General features: G+C 61.5%; 15 protein-coding genes and 1 pseudogene. 4 read left to right on the top strand and 12 right to left on the bottom strand.

The window, feature by feature from the left end:
• Positions 1-50: 50 nt before the first annotated feature.
• Complete coding sequence (locus ON753_RS12925; protein ID WP_265963040.1) at positions 51-608, bottom strand: polysaccharide biosynthesis/export family protein; 558 nt, start codon at positions 606-608, stop codon at positions 51-53.
• Between the two features lie 196 nt (positions 609-804).
• Between ON753_RS12925 and ON753_RS12920 the strand changes: the two genes are divergently transcribed.
• A complete protein-coding gene (locus ON753_RS12920; RefSeq protein WP_265963039.1) occupies positions 805-3,294 on the top strand; it encodes an exopolysaccharide transport family protein in 2,490 nt (829 codons plus the stop codon).
• Positions 3,295-3,310: 16 nt separating this feature from the next.
• Here ON753_RS12920 and ON753_RS12915 read toward each other — a convergent pair whose 3' ends face one another.
• Positions 3,311-4,468: a GNAT family N-acetyltransferase gene (locus tag ON753_RS12915; protein WP_265963038.1), complete on the bottom strand. Its 1,158-nt coding sequence runs from the start codon at positions 4,466-4,468 to the stop codon at positions 3,311-3,313.
• Between the two features lie 261 nt (positions 4,469-4,729).
• Here ON753_RS12915 and ON753_RS12910 point away from each other — a divergent pair, with 261 nt between their 5' ends.
• Complete coding sequence (locus ON753_RS12910) at positions 4,730-5,764, top strand: polysaccharide deacetylase family protein (protein WP_265963037.1); 1,035 nt, start codon at positions 4,730-4,732, stop codon at positions 5,762-5,764.
• Here the strand turns inward: ON753_RS12910 and ON753_RS12905 are convergent.
• Complete coding sequence (locus ON753_RS12905; RefSeq protein WP_265967147.1) at positions 5,724-5,939, bottom strand: DUF2842 domain-containing protein; 216 nt, start codon at positions 5,937-5,939, stop codon at positions 5,724-5,726. The genes ON753_RS12910 and ON753_RS12905 overlap by 41 nt on opposite strands.
• A gap of 194 nt (positions 5,940-6,133) precedes the next feature.
• Between ON753_RS12905 and ON753_RS12900 the strand changes: the two genes are divergently transcribed.
• Complete coding sequence (locus tag ON753_RS12900; protein WP_377046998.1) at positions 6,134-7,192, top strand: COX15/CtaA family protein; 1,059 nt, start codon at positions 6,134-6,136, stop codon at positions 7,190-7,192.
• A gap of 34 nt (positions 7,193-7,226) precedes the next feature.
• Here the strand turns inward: ON753_RS12900 and ON753_RS12895 are convergent, their stop codons facing one another.
• From ON753_RS12895 to ON753_RS12885, 3 genes are all read right to left on the bottom strand, one after another.
• Entirely contained in the window at positions 7,227-8,507 is a 1,281-nt protein-coding gene (locus ON753_RS12895; protein ID WP_265963035.1) for an O-acetylhomoserine aminocarboxypropyltransferase, read from the bottom strand.
• 316 nt (positions 8,508-8,823) lie between these two features.
• The gene (locus tag ON753_RS12890) at positions 8,824-9,354 is read right to left on the bottom strand and encodes a CoA-binding protein (RefSeq protein WP_265963034.1); all 531 of its coding nucleotides are present in this window, start codon (positions 9,352-9,354) and stop codon (positions 8,824-8,826) included.
• Between the two features lie 174 nt (positions 9,355-9,528).
• Positions 9,529-10,350: an enoyl-CoA hydratase gene (locus tag ON753_RS12885; RefSeq protein WP_265963033.1), complete on the bottom strand. Its 822-nt coding sequence runs from the start codon at positions 10,348-10,350 to the stop codon at positions 9,529-9,531.
• A gap of 75 nt (positions 10,351-10,425) precedes the next feature.
• On the opposite strand from ON753_RS12885, the gene ON753_RS12880 reads away from it, so the two are divergent.
• Positions 10,426-11,334 carry a DUF1194 domain-containing protein gene (locus ON753_RS12880; protein WP_265963032.1) on the top strand — a complete coding sequence of 303 codons (909 nt, stop codon included), beginning with the start codon at positions 10,426-10,428 and terminating at the stop codon, positions 11,332-11,334.
• A gap of 139 nt (positions 11,335-11,473) precedes the next feature.
• Here ON753_RS12880 and ON753_RS12875 read toward each other — a convergent pair whose 3' ends face one another.
• The 6 genes and pseudogenes from ON753_RS12875 to ON753_RS12850 all read right to left on the bottom strand — a co-directional run bounded on the left by ON753_RS12875 (position 11,474) and on the right by ON753_RS12850 (position 17,414).
• Entirely contained in the window at positions 11,474-13,507 is a 2,034-nt protein-coding gene (locus ON753_RS12875; protein WP_265963031.1) for an ASKHA domain-containing protein, read from the bottom strand.
• 190 nt (positions 13,508-13,697) lie between these two features.
• Positions 13,698-14,655, bottom strand: a pseudogene (locus tag ON753_RS12870) (methyltetrahydrofolate cobalamin methyltransferase).
• Between the two features lie 52 nt (positions 14,656-14,707).
• Positions 14,708-15,550, bottom strand: a complete 843-nt coding sequence (locus tag ON753_RS12865; RefSeq protein WP_265963030.1) for a methylenetetrahydrofolate reductase — start codon at positions 15,548-15,550, stop codon at positions 14,708-14,710.
• Positions 15,543-15,845, bottom strand: a complete 303-nt coding sequence (locus tag ON753_RS12860; protein ID WP_265963028.1) for a virulence factor — start codon at positions 15,843-15,845, stop codon at positions 15,543-15,545. The genes ON753_RS12865 and ON753_RS12860 overlap by 8 nt, the downstream gene beginning before the upstream one ends.
• A gap of 206 nt (positions 15,846-16,051) precedes the next feature.
• Positions 16,052-16,708 (bottom strand): DUF1638 domain-containing protein, encoded by a 657-nt coding sequence (locus tag ON753_RS12855; RefSeq protein WP_265963027.1) that lies wholly within the window; start codon positions 16,706-16,708, stop codon positions 16,052-16,054.
• Positions 16,709-16,712: 4 nt separating this feature from the next.
• Positions 16,713-17,414 (bottom strand): corrinoid protein, encoded by a 702-nt coding sequence (locus ON753_RS12850; protein ID WP_265963026.1) that lies wholly within the window; start codon positions 17,412-17,414, stop codon positions 16,713-16,715.
• Between the last annotated feature and the right edge of the window lie 169 nt (positions 17,415-17,583).

The following is a 17,583-nucleotide window of genomic DNA, read 5'->3' as shown; positions in this document are numbered from 1 at the left end:
AAACGGCACCCTAACAAAGGGAGATGAGTCCACAGTTAACTCGGCGGACCTCAGAAATAGCGTTCGCGGACGTGGATCGTGTCGCCGGGACGGATCGGGTCCGAAATAGGCACACGGCCGTTTAGGATCTCGCCATTGATCTGCCGCGTGATATCCACATCTGATTGCAGCGCCCGGGGGCTGAATCCGCCCGCGGTCGCAATGGCGTTCTGGACAGTCATGCCGGCCACGTAGTTATATTGGCCCGCATTTTGCACTTCGCCCATGACGAAGATCGGCCGGTAGGTGTCGACCTCGACGGAGACATCCGGATCGCGGATATACCCCTGCCGCAACTTGGTGGCGATCTCGGCGGCCAGACCCTGTTGCGTCTTGCCCCGGGCAGCGACGCTTCCGATCAGAGGAAAAGAAATATATCCTGCCTGATCAACGACATAGGTGTTGGACAGGTCGTCCTGGCCGAACACGATGATGCGCAGCTTATCGCTGGAGTCCAGGCGATAGGGCTGTGTCAATGTCTCATGAAATGCTGTCGGCGGCCGCCTGTAACCGCTGCAAGCGGCAATGCCCAGGCAGAGGGCCAGGACAAGTAGCGCTCTCATTCGCATCTACGACTCTCCTACAATTCGCCGACAGCATCGCGTGTTATGGTTAATCGAGGGTGAAGAGGCGAATACGTTCCGACCGTATATCGTCAGAACTGCGCATGCATAGTTAACGCGCGGGGATGTACAATTGCATGTGCCTTAACTGATCGCTTACCCTAATTCGAGATAGTTCGGCAGAGTTGCGGAGATAGATACAATGCATGCTGAGCGGCAGACAGCTTCCGAAGACGATATGGCGCTGGACCTGGGCGGTCTGCTGCGGGCGATAGGCCGCGCGCTCGTCTGGTTGCTGCCCTTGACGTTGTTCGTCGCCGTGGCGGTGTTTCTGGGGTTGCAATTCGTGGCTCCTAAGTATCAGGCCGAAGCGCGGATCCTGATCGAAAGCACGGACAACCGGTTTCCCGGCGCCTCGCGCGGCGCGGAGGAGGAGCGGGCCATCCTCGACAGTGAAGGCGTGGCCAGCCAGGTTCAGCTCCTGATGTCCACGGATCTGGCACGGCGGATCGCCCAGGAACTCGACCTGGCGGCCATCCCGGAATTCGAGGCTAAGGGCTCGGCTTCTCTCGTCGGCGATCTGCTGACCTCGATCGGACTTGGCAAGCCGTCAGCCGGCAACAGCGAGGAAGAACGCGTCCTCAGCCATTTTTACGAGAACCTGCAGATCTACCGTCTTGAAGGTTCCCGTGTCATCGCAGTCGACTACACCGCGGAAAATCCTGTTCTCTCAGCCAAGGTGGCCAATGCGATCGTGGACGAGTATCTGGCGGTCCAGCGCAGCGCAAAGCGACAAACCACGGAACTTGCCTCGGCGGCCCTGGAGCCGCGGATTGCCGAGTTGCGCAAGGAAGTACAGGCCGCCCGCCAGGCCGTCGCCGATTTCCGCGCCCGTGCCGACCTCCTGATCGGTGCCGACAACATTCCGCTGCACCAGCAGCAGCTTGCCGAAACCAGCAGCAACCACTCGGCAGCGCAGGCCGCCAAGGCCGAGTCCCAGGCCAAGGCCGACCTGATCCGGGAATTGCTGGAATCGGGCGGCTCCCTGGAAACGGCGAGCGACGTTCTCAATTCCCTCCTTATCCAGCGACTGCGGGAGCGGCAGGTCGAACTGCAGTCGAACATCGCCGAACTGTCGATTACGCTGTTGCCGAACCATCCGCAGCTGAAAGCCCTCAAGTCGCAGCTCGATGACTACGACCGGCAGATCGTCTCCGAAGCGCGCAAAATCCTGCAGGGGCTGGAGAACGACGCCAAGGTCGCCAATCAGCAGGCCATGGCGCTGGAAGAACGCCTCAACGAGCTGAAAGCGGCTGCCGCACGCTCCAATGCGGATCAGGCCCGGCTGAGCGAACTGGAACGGGAAGCCGATGCGAAGGCGGACCAGCTGGACCAGCTCATGCGGAGCTATCAGGAAGCCGATTCCCGCCTCCAGGCCCAGGTTCTGCCGGCCGATGCCCGCATCATTTCGCGGGCCGGCGTTCCTGTCGAGCCGGTTTCTCCGAAGATCATTTCCAGCACGATCATCGCTGCGCTCGTCACGGTCATTCTGGGCTGCGCCTTTGTACTGATGCGCGAGTTCCTGAGTGGCAATGCCCTTTACCGGACGCACCACTCCGCACCTGTCAATGCACGTGGCGCCGCTCTTGCCACGGCGGATTTTGCGCCGGCAGGGTCTTTCGGCTGGGAGCGCGGATACAACCAGACGGTTTCGAACTACCGGATGGACGCGGATTTCCCATCTTCTCACGCCTCGTTGCCGGAGCCACGGATACCCGAGTTGACGGAAGCCGAGCGGCCGGAGCCCGAAATCCCGGCAGCCGGGATGCCGGACCTTGGGCAGCCGGATCCCGGGCTCCAGCCGGAGCCGCATCGATTGCGCGCAGGCGAGACGCAGGAACAGCAGAGCATAGCTGACGAAATGTCGGAGCCCGCCGCCAGCACGTCCAACAGGATCTCGACGCTCAGGGCGGCCATTGCGCGCAGGATGCAGCGCAAGGAGCGGAATAAGACCGACCAGGACGCGCAACAGGAATGGGTCGGCGATCTTCGCAAGACGCCGATCGACGATGAGCCGATCCCGGTGCTGCCGGAGCCGGGAACTCCCGCGGTCGATCCCGTGCCGACGACCAGCGTCGACGAGGTGGAAGCGGCCGGGAGGATTGTGGTCCTGAGCGTCGATGACGATGCCTTGTCCCACAATCTTGCGTTCGACCTCGTGCGCAAGGCAGCGAAAGCCGGCGGGACCGCGCTCATCATGGAAGTATTTCCGGAGCAGAACAACAAGAAGGCGGCTGAAGGATTTGCCGACATCGTTGCCGGAACCGCGCCGTTTGCGAAAGTGGTCTACAGGGACGCCGCCTCCAAGGCCCATATTATCGAGGCGGGCCGGGTGGAGATCACCGACGACATGGTCGGCTCGGAACGCTTCAAGCTTGCGTTGGAGGCGATCAGATCCACCTATCAGACCATTGTGGTCGACCTCGGGGCGATCGACGGAACGCTCGCCAGCGCCCGTATGCTCAGCTTTGCCGACAAAGTGCTGATTGCGGCCAGCGCGCCGGACCACGGCCACGAACTCGAAAGCGCAGCCAATCTGCTCGCTCACAATACCGGCGCAAAGGTCGAGGTCGTCATTTCGGGAGGAGCAGGCCCCGGTCCGCGCCGCAACGACGACGGTCACGCCGCCTGAATGCATCTCCTGATGGCTAGACAGGCGTCTTGTTGCTCAGTCCAGCCTTCCACTTCCGCAATCGCCGCACGAGCGGCCAGACACGTCCGGAGCTCCGGACGGCGGACTTTGCCCGGATGATCGCGGCGTCAAAACGGGCCTTCATCGCCCCTTTCAGGGTAACTGCGTAAAGGACATCCCCGAGGGGAAAAGGCTCGGTCCAGGATGTCTTGTAGCGTTCTTCGCCAAGGCCCAGATCCAGGCGGACCAGACCGGGTGCGGAGCAGGCGTGCTCAATAATCTCCTTTGTCAGCACCACGCCGGGGCTGTTCTGCAGCATGTCATCATGCGCGATGCTGTTGCTGTAGGAGTAGATTGTGCCGGCATCCTCGATGCACAGATAGGTCGCACGGATCGCGCCGCCCGTTTCCAGCAACCACAGGTCCAGCGGGCGGTTTCCGTTTGCCGGGGCATCGGCGTTCAAGAGCCGCGACAGGAACTCCTGCGCCTCGGGACCGGAAAAGACATTCGGGATGCCGGCTTCGCCCGCACGTATGGCGCGCTGCTCCAGGAAGGCGCTAAGCCCCCGCCGGATATCCTCCGCAGTTCGCGCCTTAATAACCCGGTAGTCGCCGGGCGCCTGCAACCGGCGTTGTTTCCGCAAGAGGTTCTTTCGGGACGACTTGCTGTGCGTTTCCTCGAAGAAGGGCACGAAATCGGCGGGGAGGTAACATACGAAGACGGGGCTTGGGCTTGGCGTTACCGTGCCGACAAGCAGTGGATGCCGACGGCCATGCCAGATCTCAGGAACGTTGTGCAGCGCCAGAAGGTCCGCCCCGGCCCGGCGGCACATCTCGTCCAGAAACGGCAGGATCTCTTCCCGGGCCGCATTTGCATAGAAAGCCCTGTCCCAGAAACCGGTATTCTGATTGCCGTACTGGTGCCCCAGAAAGGAAAGGGTCCTGATCCCGGCAGACCTTTCCAGGCCCATCGGCAGAACGACGACGGCTTTCCCGTCCAGCCGTCCGACCGCGACGACCGCCTCGATACCGAGAGCCTTGCCGATGGTCTCGTGCCAGGCTGTAACCCATTCCCGGGACTGATACGGACTTGTGTAGCCTGCATCTCTTAGTTGTTGCCAGTCGGCCTCGGCTTCACCGGGCGTACTGTACAAGGAGAGTTGCAGAGCGTTCATGACATGTTGCCCCTCCGTCTTGCTGTTGAGAGCCTGACGCGGCATGGGAAGATCACGTAAACCATTTTGAACGAACATACGGGTCCAACCGGAACTAGTACTGGCGGTTCGGAATTTCTCTCGGTAGATCTAGCTATAAATGTTAAAGAATCCGTGCCTTACTGGCACTTTATTGAACGTGGGCATCAGCGCCATATGGCTTTACGACAGCAAGCAGTTTCACAGGCATTCCGCATCCTGAACGGGACGGGACTCGGCCGAATGCTGGCTCCCCTGACCCAGGGCTGCGGCGCGGTTTTCATGATGCACAATGTCCGGCCTGCCCGGATCGACGCCTTTCAGCCCAACCGGCACCTCGAAATCACGCCGGAGTTTCTGCGCGTCGCGGTTGAGCGGATCTGCGCGAACGGCTACGAGATCATTTCGATCGACGAGGCCGTCGATCTTCTGAAATCCGGCTACGGGAACCGTCGTTACGCGGTGCTGACCTTCGATGATGGCTACCGGGACAACCTGGAAGTCGCCTATCCGATCCTGAAGGAGCTTCAGGCGCCTTTCACCGTCTTCGTCGCCACCGGGCTGGTCGACCGGACCAGTGAACTCTGGTGGCTCGCTCTGGAGCGCATCATCGCGGCAAACGATGAGATCGTATTCTCCGAAGCCGATAAGGCGGGCGATATTCCATGTGCCACCGTTGCGGAAAAAAACGCCTGCTTCGACAAGCTGTCCACCTACCTGACGCTGGAGCTTGGTGAGCAGGATCAGCGGCGTGTCATCCGTGCGCTGGCGAAGAAATATGATCTCGACCTGGCGGCGCTTGCCGACGAGCAGGTCATGAACTGGGATGAAGTCCGGCAACTGGCGTCAGACCCGCTTGTGACCATCGGCGCCCACACTCACGATCACTTCGCCCTGGCTCGCCTGGATGCCGCCGCGGCCCGCGCCGACGTGATGAAGGGCCTGACGCGTCTCGAAGAGGAGCTCGGCCGGCGGCCGAAGCATTTTGCATATCCTTACGGCAAGTCCCACGCCGTCAGCTTGCGCGATGCGGACATTCTCCGGGAGATAGGCTTTGCGTCCTCCGTGACGACGCTGCCGGGCGTGCTTCAGTCTGCGAACGCGAAAAATCCCCTGATGCTGCCGCGCATTTCTCTCAACGGTCGTTTCCAGGAACCTGCGGTGGTTGACGAATATCTCACCGGAGCGCCCTTCGCGCTTTACCGGGCAGCCCGTTGGGCCACGTCCGGGTTCGGCGTCAGGTCCGGTTTTTCCCGCCTTTTTCCATCCACCAGATGATGGCGCCCGCCGGGATCACCCAGATGAGTCCGGCAACGCCAAAATAAATGAAACGCACCAGATTCGATGCCTGCTGCAATTTCAGGTCGCCGATCACCATTGCGGTGAGGGCATAGACGACGACGAATGTTACCAGCAGCACCATGCCGACGAATTTTCTGAACGAGGGGACCATAGCCAATGGGTTTCCGTGGATCGTGTTAGTATCGGCAGGATGAGGGACCGATTGCCGCAAAGCGCCTCAGACCGCTTGCCGTCTTGCTCTTGCACCTATATCTCCCAAAGCCAAAGGTCAAACCAGTTCAGGCAAAACACCGGGAACGTTTCATGAGCGCTATTGCAGACAGCACCAAGAGCGGGCAGGGGCAGATGCGTCCGGCCGGGCTGGCGACCATCGAGCGCAACAGGGTCATGATCCGTTGGTGGCTTTACTGCGTCTGTGCGCTGATCCTGGCCATGGTCGTCGTCGGCGGCGCCACGCGCCTCACCGAATCCGGACTGTCGATCACCGAGTGGAAGCCGATCCACGGCGTCATTCCGCCGCTCAGTGAGGCCGAATGGGAAGAAGAGCTCGAGAAATACCGGCAGATTCCCGAATACCAGATCATCAATAAGGGCATGAGCCTCGACGAGTTCAAGGTCATCTTCTGGTGGGAGTGGGGACACAGACTGCTTGGCCGGCTCATCGGCGTTGTCTACTTCGTGCCGATGGTGACGTTCTGGGCCGCGGGACGGATAGAGCCCTGGCTGAAGCCGAGGCTCGTGGTGGGACTGGCGCTCGGCGGCCTGCAGGGCTTTGTTGGCTGGTGGATGGTCGCCTCCGGCCTCGTCGACCGGGTTGATGTCAGCCAATACCGGCTCGCCGTCCATCTGACGCTGGCATTGATCATATTCGCCTATCTCTTCTGGCTTGCCCGGCGGCTGGCGTCCTTGTCGGAGCCGGCCGACGAGGAGCAGGGACGTCTTGCCGGGCTCGGCAGGCTGGTTCTCGGGCTTGTTTTCGTGCAGATCTTCCTCGGCGGACTGGTCGCGGGCCTGAATGCAGGCCTGACATTCAACACCTGGCCGCTGATGGACGGAAAGATCGTGCCGGGCGGGCTGCTGGCCATGCAGCCGGCCTGGCTGAATTTCTTTGAAAATGTCATGACCGTGCAGTTCCAGCACCGCATGACCGCCTATCTTCTGGTCGTGGTCGCACTGGTGCTGACATACAGCACGTTCAAGGTTAGCCGGCGCAAGGAACTGCGACGGGCCGCAGCCCATGTCGGCGGTTTCATCCTGCTTCAGGCGATAATCGGCATACTGACGCTGATCTGGATGGTGCCGTTGTCCGTCGCCCTCATCCACCAGGGCTTCGCGGTGTTCGTCCTCGCAGCTTTCGTGGATTATATGGCGGCGCTCAAGGGTCCCTTTCCGGCACGGAACTAGAGGCTCGCCGGCCGGCGAACCTCGTTCCCTCTGGTTATCCGGACAGGGCCTGGTCCAGGTCTGCGATGATATCGTCGACTTCTTCCAGACCGATTGAAAGGCGCACCACGTCCGGTCCTGCGCCCGCGGCCGTCTTCTGCTCGTCGCTCAGCTGGCGGTGCGTGGTGGAAGCCGGATGGATGATCAGGCTGCGCGTGTCGCCGATATTGGCCAGGTGCGAAAACAGTTCGATCTTGGAGACCAGTTGCACGCCGGCATCGTAGCCGCCGTCGACACCAAACGTAAGCACGGCGCCCGCGCCCTTGGGCATGTATTTCTGCTGCAGGGCGTGGTGCTTGTCATCCGGCAGGGCGGCATAGGAGACCCACTTGACCTTGCCGTGCCCCGACAGATGCAGGGCGACCTTCTTGGCATTGTCGGAATGCCTTTGCATGCGCAGCGGCAGGGTTTCGATGCCGGTCAGGATCATGAACGAGTTGAACGGCGAAATCGCGGGACCAAGGTCGCGCAGCCCGAGGACCCGGCAGGCAATCGCAAAGGCGAAATTGCCGAAGGTCTCGTGCAGAACGATGCCCTGATATTCCGGACGCGGCTGGGAGAGCAGCGGATAGTTGCCGCTGGCGGACCAGTCGAAACTGCCGCCGTCGACGATTATGCCGCCCATGGAATTGCCGTGGCCGCCCATGAACTTGGTCAGCGAATGCAGAACGATGTCCGCACCATGCTCGATCGGCCGGCACAGATAAGGCGTCGCCAGGGTGTTGTCGACGACCAGCGGCACACCCTTCGCCTTGGCGAGCTTGGCGATCGCCTCGATGTCCACGACGATGCCGCCCGGATTGGCGAGGCTTTCGATGAAGATGGCCCGGGTCCTGTCGTCAATGGCCGCCTCGAAGGAATTCAGGTCGGCGGGATCGGCCCATTTCACGCCCCAGCCAAAACTCTTGAAGGAATGGTTGAGCTGGTTGATGGAGCCGCCGTAGAGCTTGTTGGCCGCGACAATATTGTCGCCGGGCTGCATGAGCGAGTGGAAGCACAGGAGCTGGGCGGAATGGCCGGACGCGGTTGCGAGTGCCGCCGTGCCGCCCTCAAGGGCTGCGACCCGCTCTTCCAGAACCGCTGTCGTCGGGTTGGTGATGCGGGTATAGATGTTCCCGAATGCCTGCAGGCCGAACAGGGAGGCAGCGTGATCGACATCGTCGAACACGAAGGATGTCGTCTGATAAATAGGCGTCGCCCTGGCGCCCGTTGAAGGGTCGGGCGCCGCGCCGGCATGAATTGCAAGGGTGGAAAAACCCGGAATCTTATCGCTCATTAAAGAACCTCCCAGTTGGAATTGCGGCCAGTTTGACCGAAGGGCATGGGCAGGTCAAAGGCTGAATTTCCGCTTCCATTACATTGTAATTATTCCCAAGGTGCCAACCACATGGGAGGGTGTCTCCACCCTATCGGCCCTGACTGGCAAGGCGAGGGCCGATAGGTGCGCATGGACCCGGCGCAATTCCTCCTCGCTGCAACGCGTATGCGGACCCACGCCTCTGGCCGGCTCTGCGTCCGGAGCGAGGGCAGGGCGTGCTCCGGGTGAACGGTTTCCTGTTATGCAGTGCGCAAAGCTGTCGGCGAAGCGCAAGTCAGCTGGTGTCTTTCCCGGTGAGCCCGCGATGCTGAAAACCCGACTTGAGGGACGGGCGCTTGGACGAAAGCGTTCTGGAATTGACGCCCGCCCAGCCGATTTCTCCCGACAGACGGCCGTACTCGATCTTCGGGCAGCGGTTCATGACCACCTTGATGCCCGCGGCCTCGGCCCGTTCGGCGGCTTCGTCGTTGCGCACGGAAAGCTGCATCCAGATGACCTTGGGCAGCCTGCCGCCGGCCAGAACTTCATCGACGACCTGTCCTGCGGCCTCCGAGTTGCGGAAAATGTCCACCATGTCCGGCGCGGCCGGCAAATCCGCCAGTGAGGCATGGACCTTTTGCCCGAGGATGTCCTTGCCCGCATGTCCCGGGTTGATCGGCCAGACCTCGTAGCCTTTCGACAGAAGATACTTGAGCACGAAATAGGAGGGCCGCACGCTGTTGGCGCTGGCGCCGACCATGGCGACGGTTTTGACCTCGTCCAGAATGCCCTTGATGTAGGCGTCGGAATAGGCGTCGTGGTTCATGAAAAGGAGATCCCTTTATGTGCCGCGCCATCCAATCCGAAAGAGCGCATTTCCGCAAGGCCGCCGACCGCTACAACCGGTCACAATCCCGAAAGACCGCCAGCGAAGCCCCGGTTTCACAAGGTTCCGGCCGAGATCGATCGCATGCCTTGCACCTTGTGCGAAGAGTCTGCCTCAGCTGTCCGTCCATTCGGGCTTGCGCTTTTGCAGAAAGGCCGCAATGCCTTCTTCCGCATCCTTGGCCATCATGTTTTCAACCATGGTCTGGGCAGCAAACTCATAGGCTTCGGCAAGCGGCATTTCGATCTGGCGGTAAAAGGCATCCTTGCCGATCTTGAGAGTCCTGGAGGATTTCGACGCGATCACCTCCGCATATTTCTGCACGACCTGTTCAAGATAGTCCTGCGGCACGATGCGGTTGATGAGGCCGAAGTCCTTGGCGGTCGAGGCATCGATGCTTTCGCCGGTCAGCAGCATTTCCATGGCCTGCTTCGGCGCGACATTGCGGGAAAGCGCCACCATGGGTGTGGAGCAGAAAAGGCCGATATTGACGCCCGGCGTGCAAAAGGTCGCCGTGTCCGTGGCGATCGCCAGGTCGCAGGAGGCAACCAACTGGCAACCGGCCGCCGTTGCGAGTCCCGTCACGACTGAGACAACCGGCTTGGGCAGGCGGACGATCTGCTGCATCAGGTCGGAGCATTGCCGCATGATCCGCTCATAGGTCGCCTTGCCGCCATCGGCTTCGGCCCGTGCAGCCGTCAGTTCCTTGAGATCATGGCCGGCACAGAACACCGTTCCCTCCGCCCCCAGAAGAACGACCCGAACCTCCGGGTCTTCGGCTGCCTTGGCCAGTTCCGCAGACAGAGCGGTCATCATCTCGCTGGAAAGCGCGTTCATCCGCTCCGGACGCTGCATCACAATCCGGTAGACGCCTCGATGCAGCAGGGTTCCGAGCAATGGTTTCTGAACGTCGTCGTTTGCCGCATTGTCGGACATGGAATGCTCCCTGAAGTCTGATTTACGGCCCTTATACCCGATAGGAGCCGTGCGGCGATAGGCCGGGACCGGATTTTGCGCGCTCCCGATCACGGATCGTTTATCGCATCCGCTCGTCAAGTCGCTGGCGGTTCGCAGCCGATCGTCTATCTTTTTGCCATGCGCAGGCTCATTCGTCTCGGGATTGCAGTGTGGGCGCTCATCGGTGCTCTTAATATCGTTTCCTCCGCCGGTGCCGAGGAACAGGTGGATGTTGCCCTTGTGATCGCGGTCGATGTGTCGCGGTCCATGTCGCCGGAAGAACTGCTTATTCAGCGAAAGGGGTATGCGGCCGCGATTGCCAGCAGGGATGTCGTCCGCGCCATCGAACTCGGTCCTTACGGCCGCATCGGCCTGATGATGTTCGAATGGGCCAACGAGAGCCACGCCCGCGAGATCGTCGGCTGGACGGTCATCGAAAGCCAGGCGGATGCGCTGGCCTTTGCGGAGCAGGTCCTGGCCGACAGCACTTACGGCCAGCGCCGGACATCCATCTCCGGCGCGATCCGGAGTGCGACGGCCTTTCTGGAAGACGTTCCCTATGTGGCAAGCCGGCGCGTCATAGACATTTCCGGGGACGGCCCGAACAATCAGGGGTTTCCGGTCACGCAGGCGCGCGATGCTGCCATTGAACGCGGCTTGATCATCAACGGCCTGCCACTGATGACCACGGGCGGGGCCGGGTTTCAGTTCAACATCAAGGATCTGGATGTATACTACCGCCGCTGCGTCATCGGCGGGCCCGCCAGTTTCGTGATCCCCGTCAACGACTGGGCCCAGTTCCCCGAAGCGGTTCGCCGCAAGCTGATCCTGGAGATCGGCGGGCGGGTTCCCGAAAAGGCAAAGGTCATTCCTGCTCAATTCACGTTCGAGGAGCCGTATGACTGTCTGGTCGGTGAGAAGATCTGGCAGCAGATGCGCGAGCAGTACTACTGGGACCAGTAGGCATCCGCCTGAAAAGCGCTAGCCGAGAGCTCTGCGGGGGAACGTGAACGTTCTTGAGAAAATCATATGCACACCCTCATCCTGAGGAGGACCGACAGGTCCGTCTCGAGGGATGGACGGCCTGTTCCGAGGGCGGCTCCTATCCCCTGCGCCGCCGCCTGCGTCTCTCGCCGCCCGCGGGATCGCTGTCGGCAAGCTCCTTGGGCTCCGGCAGGGCGACTGCCGCCCTGAGGTGGGGGAAGGGATCGGTCTTGTTCGGCAGGGCCATGGCGTTGACGAAATGCTCCTGGAACCTGGGCTCCAGAGCCGTTTCGATCTTTTCGATGTTCCGAACGGTGTGCTCGATCTCCCGGCGGTAGCCGCGGTTGACGAGCGCCATGCGCGCGCCTGTTCCGGCCGCATTGCCGACGCCGGCGACGCCCTCCAGCGGGCAATCCGGGATCAGGCCCAGGATCATCGCGTATTTCGGGTCGATATAGCTGCCGAAAGCGCCCGCCAGGCGGATACGGTCGAGCTCGTAGACGCCGAGCTTGTCCTGCAGCAGCTTCACGCCCGCATAAAGAGCGCCCTTTGCCAGCTGGATCGCGCGGATATCGGTCTGCAGGATCGAGATCTCCACGCCGTCCTTTGCGATCACATAGGAGAACGTCCTGCCCTTGGGCTGAATGCGCGGCGTGCGCTCGGCCATGGAGCCGTCGATCACGCCGTCGGTGGTAACGATGCCGGCCAGATACATCTCGGCCACGGCCTCGATGATGCCGGAACCGCAGATACCCGTGACGCCGACGCCATCGATCTTGTCGGTGAAGCCTTCTTCATCCGACCATTCGTCGACGCCGATCACCTTGAACCTGGGCTCGAGGGTGTCCTTGTCGATGCGGATACGCTCGATCGCGCCCGGAGCCGCGCGCTGGCCCGAGGAGATTTCGGCTCCTTCGAAAGCCGGGCCGGTGGGCGAGGAGGCCGCGAGCAGGCGATCCTTGTTGCCCAGCACGATTTCGGCATTCGTGCCGACATCGACCAGCAGGGTGATTTCGTCGCGGCTGTATGGCGCCTCGGAAAGCGTGGCCGCGGCGGCATCCGCACCCACGTGTCCGGCGATGCAGGGCAGCATGTAGACCCGTGCCCCCGGATTGACCAGCAGGCCGAGGTCGCGGGCGTTCAGGATCATGGCGTCGGATACGGCCAGCGCGAAGGGCGCGCCGCCGAGTTCCACCGGGTCGATGCCGAGGAACAGATGATGCATGACCGGATTGCCGACAAAGGTCGCGTCGAGCACGTCGGAGCGCTGCGCACCGACATCACCTGTCAGTTTGCCGATCAGGGAGTTGATGGCGTCGCGGACGGCTTTTGTCAGGTCCGGCAGCCTGGACGGGTTCATCTGCACATAGGAGACGCGCGACATCAGGTCTTCGCCGAAGCGGATCTGCGGGTTGGACGTGCCGGCGGAGGCGACCGTACGGCCGTTCTGGAGATCGCACAGATGTGCGGCAATCGTCGTGGAGCCGATATCGACGGCAAGTCCATAGACCGTTGATTTCTCGCCCGGCCACAGCGCGACCACCGTCGGGAGTGTGTTGCGGTCCTGGTGGATCGCGGCCGTTACCCGCCATTGGCCCTGACGCAGAACGGTCTGCACACTTGGCAGCAGCACCGGATCGGTGATCAGGTCGGCGAGGCCGGTTTGCGCGACCAGCGCTTCACGCAGCCGGTCGATGTCGCCGCGCGGGATTTCCATGTCCGGTTCCGGGATCGCAACGCTCACCAGCGATATCGCGCTGTCCGGGTCGATCTGCCTGGCTTCGGCCCGTTTGCGCACGATCTGTCGATTGGTCTGCGTATCGGTGGGAACATCCACCACCAGATCGCCCAGGATTTTGGCCTGGCAGGAAAGCCGCCGGTCTGCCGGCAGGTTCCGCAAGCTGGCGTAACGGTTCTCGGCCTCCGTGGCGGCTTCCAGGTTTTCCGCCCGGCTGGTCAGCTTTTCCTTGGCGAACGAGCCTTCGGAGATCAAAATCTGGCAACGACCGCAAATGCCGCGACCACCGCAAACCGATTCCACGTAGACGCCGAGCGATCGGGCGGCGTCGAGAAGCGGGGTTCCTACGGGAAACGTTCCCCGGCGGCCACTTGGCTGAAATACGACTTTGGCGAGTTTGGTATCTTCGGTCATGGCTGCGAATTCGCGTGTGTCAGCGTGGTTGTGTTTCGGAAGGGCCGGATCGAAACGGCCTCCGGCCGGGAACTGACGTGCTGCCTCTCAAAGCGCAAATCCCCTCCCGAATTCGGGGAGGGGATCGAGGTGGGGTTACCACCCCGTTGCGGCCGGGAGAGAACCGCAAATGCGTCGGTCTCCAGAGGCCTCAGCCGGCAGACATTCTGCCGGCCCGGCCGCCTCTGCGGCGCCCGGCCATGCCTGATCCGGAACCTTCGGACGTGCCTGCCGTGCCTGCGGCTGCCGGCTGGTGATCGCGATAGGTCATGATCCATTCATAGCAGTTCGGATCGGTGCCGTTGAGCACGTTTGCGGCGCGCACGGCTTCCATTTCCTGCGGACGGCACGGGTTCATGATTGCCGACGTCATGCCGGCGCCGATCACCATCGGAATGAAACCGGCATTGATGCCATGGCGGTGCGGCAGGCCGAAGGAGATGTTCGACAGACCGCAGGTCGTATTGACTTTCAACTCGTCGCGCAGGCGGCGCAGCAGATGGAACACCTGCTTGCCGGCGGTGCCCATGGCGCCGATCGGCATGACCAGCGGGTCGACGACAATATCATGCGCGGGAATGCCGTAGTCGGCGGCGTGCTCGACGATTTTCTTTGCCACGGCAAAGCGCACATCCGGATCTTCCGAAATGCCGGATCTCGTCGTTGGAGATCGCAACCACCGGAACGTTGTACTTCTTGATCAGCGGCAGGATCGCCTCGAGTTTTTCCACCTCGCCCGTCACCGAGTTCACCAGCGGACGGCCCTTGGCGACTTCAAGCCCGGCCCTGATCGCCTCGGTCACGGATGAATCGATGGACAAGGGAACATCGACAAGCCCTTGAACAATCTCAAGTGTCTTGACCAGAAGCGGCGGTTCGGTCTCGTTCGGATTGACGGCGGTCACACCGGCATTCACGTCCAGCATGGTGGCGCCAGCCGCGACCTGTGCGAGAGCGTCCGCTTTCACGGTTTCGAAATTGCCTTCGATCATTTCGGCGGCCAGTTTCTTGCGGCCGGTCGGGTTGATCCGTTCACCGATGACGCAGAACGGCTGGTCGAAGCCGATAATGATTTCCTTCGTGGCGGAGGCGACAACAGTACGTGTCATTTATGCGCTCTCATTGGCTGTCAGAGTTGTTGACGAAGTTTGAAACGACCAGCTACCGCGTCCGAGCAGCCAGCCGGCGGACTTCTCGATGCCGCCAAAGGGATAGACATGGATCTGGGCGAGTTGCAGAATCGGGCTGGCTGACAACCCGGCTTTCGAGCGGCTCGACCATCGTTTCGGGATCGTAGCCGGCCAGCATGGAAACCACGGCGCCGCCACGTTTTTTCAGGAAGTTCAGCGAATTCTCCACCCCGGCAAAGGCAGCGAATTTCAGCAGCGTGGTCATTTTGGCCGGACCGGCAACACCCACATGAACCGGGAATTTGTTGCCCCAGGCCCGGAGCTCATCGAGCCACAGGCTGACACGGTGCGGATCGAAGCCGAACTGGGTGACGATGCGGAACTCGGCGTCGCTTGCCGCCGCCAGCTCATGCTTTTGCAGCAGGAACGCCCTGATCACGTCCGGCTTGATGTCCGGTGCGCCTTCCGGATGCCCGGCAACGGCGATCTTGCGGATGCCGGTCTGATCGAAAAGACCGCTTTCCAGCATCTTGACGGACGAGGTGAGGGGGCCTGCCTTGTCGGCTTCCCCGGCAATCGCCAGCACCTCGGTGACGCCGGCCTCAGAGGTGAGGCGCTTGATACGACGTTCGAAGGCTTCAAAGGAGGGGTAACGGCGGGCCGCCATATGCGCCACCGGGATCAGTCCGCTGTCGGTCAATTTGCGCGCCGCGGCGACGATCGTGTCTTCCGGAGCATTGCCGAGATCGGTGACGTAAACCTGCGTGCCGGCCGGAATATGGGCCAGCAGTTCAGACTTCTCGACCACCTGTTTCGGCGACATTTCAGTGGAGGCGGCAAGCCGGCCATTTGCGAACAGGCGCTGATCAGTCATTCTCGATTCCTCCACGTGCCAGCAAGGCATTCAGTCGCTCTTTCGGATAGGCGGCAACCAGTTCACTCAGGGCCGCGTCCGCTTCCTCTTCCAGATTGTCAGAGACCTCGGCGGGATCGGTGCGGCGCCATTCTGCCATATAGGCGTCACTGTCCTTCGCCCCGATCCGCATCGCGCAGGCATCGATCACTTCCATGAATACCGACGGCATTTCCCGGCGTGCCGATGTCCGGCCTTTCTTCACCAGGATCTGTGCCGGGATATCCCGCCAGTAGACGACGATTTTCTGCGCCATGGTCTCTCATTCCTCTTCAAGACCATGATTGCTCAAGCGAGGCGTTTCAGGTCGCAAGATACCGGCAAAATCACGTGAAAAACCGACTTGTCCCGACGCCGGTTCGTTTATTGCCCGTCCACGGAAGGCTTTCCGTCCCCGCCGCACGCCACGTCATCGAATCGGGTCCCGATTCCCCGGTTTCCAACTGTTCGGAAGTGTCAGGTTCAGCCGGCCAGGAAAGGCGTCAGAAGGCCGTATCCCGTGCGGCGCATTTCAAAGGCAAGGCCGAGCCGGTCGGCGGCCCTGCGCGCGGCATCCTCGAGAGCCGGGTCGTCCGTCTGGGCCAGATAAAGCACCCGCGTATAGTGGGTGAAATACATGTCCCGGAGGTGCGGGTGCCAGTCGAGCCCGAGCGGTTCGATCACCATGGTCTGGAAGTGCCGGGCCAGAAAGTCGGTCAGATAGAAGGTGCCGAGCTGATCCTCTTCCAGGTCGTCGAACGCTTCAACGCCGGTAAAGAAGGCATAGCAATGCGCGCCGGCGATCCGGCGTGCGCCGGTCTCCTCGAGAACCTTGTCCAGAAGGCCGCCGGTCCCGCAATCGCCATAGGCCACCAGGATCTCGGAATAGCTGTCCTGGTTCATCAGGATCGCGCGGCGCACCGCATCCGGGATCTTTTCCGGTGAATTGTGAAGCTTCGCAGGCAGGCAGGTCAGGTCGATGTGATCGAGCCCGTTCAGGTCGCGGATGGCGAGGATTTCGCGCGCCAGGGCTCCACACGCGATAACGAGAACGCGGCCGGCCTTGTCGGTCGCGCTCCCATCCGTCTCAACCGGAAAGAGAGGCTCGCCCACACGCATATCGGCAGCCTCCTGGTACATGGCTCTAGCCTCTGTTGGCCAGCTGGTTGTGGCGGCGGGCGATCAGGTCCTTCGCCATTTCCACCGCAACAGCCGCATCCCGGCAATAACCGTCGGCGCCGACGGCGTCGCCGAATTCCTCGTTCAGCGGTGCGCCGCCGACGAGCACGATATAGTCGTCCCGGATGCCCTTGGCCTTCATCTCGTCGATGACGACCTTCATGTAAGGCATGGTGGTCGTCAGCAGGGCGGACATGCCCAGAATGTCGGGCTGGTGTTCCTCAAGGGCGGCCAGGTAGTTCTCGACCGGGTTGTTGATGCCGATGTCGATGACTTCGAAACCCGCGCCTTCCATCATCATGGAGACGAGGTTCTTGCCGATGTCGTGGATGTCGCCCTTCACGGTGCCGATCACCATCTTGCCGACTTTCGGCGCGCCGGTTTCGGCCAGGAGCGGGCGCAGGATGTGCATGCCCGACTTCATCGCATTGGCCGACAGGAGGACTTCCGGCACGAACAGGATGCCGTCGCGGAAGTCGACCCCGACGATGCGCATGCCTTCGACGAGCGCTTTCGTCAGGACATCGTAGGGCGTCCAGCCGCGCTCCAGCAGAATCTTGACACCTTCCACGACTTCGTCCTGCAGACCGTCGTAAAGGTCGTCATGCATCTGCAGGACGAGGTCGTCGTCGGACAGAGTGGCGAGATCGATATCGTCTTCAGACATGGGCAGCTCCAAAGGGCCACAAGGGCATCAATTTACTGCAAAACCTTATGCCCCATGCCGAAGTTCCCGATATCTTTAAAGCGACACGCCAAGTCGTTTACGCGACAGGTAAAAAATCGGTGACTGGTCCAACGTGGAGAGTGGGATTTCCGCCACGGTGCCAGGCTGA

Origin of the sequence: Roseibium salinum, from assembly GCF_026240905.1 — a bacterium.
Lineage (GTDB): Bacteria > Pseudomonadota > Alphaproteobacteria > Rhizobiales > Stappiaceae > Roseibium > Roseibium salinum.
This window is presented reverse-complemented; position numbering and strand designations above follow the sequence as displayed.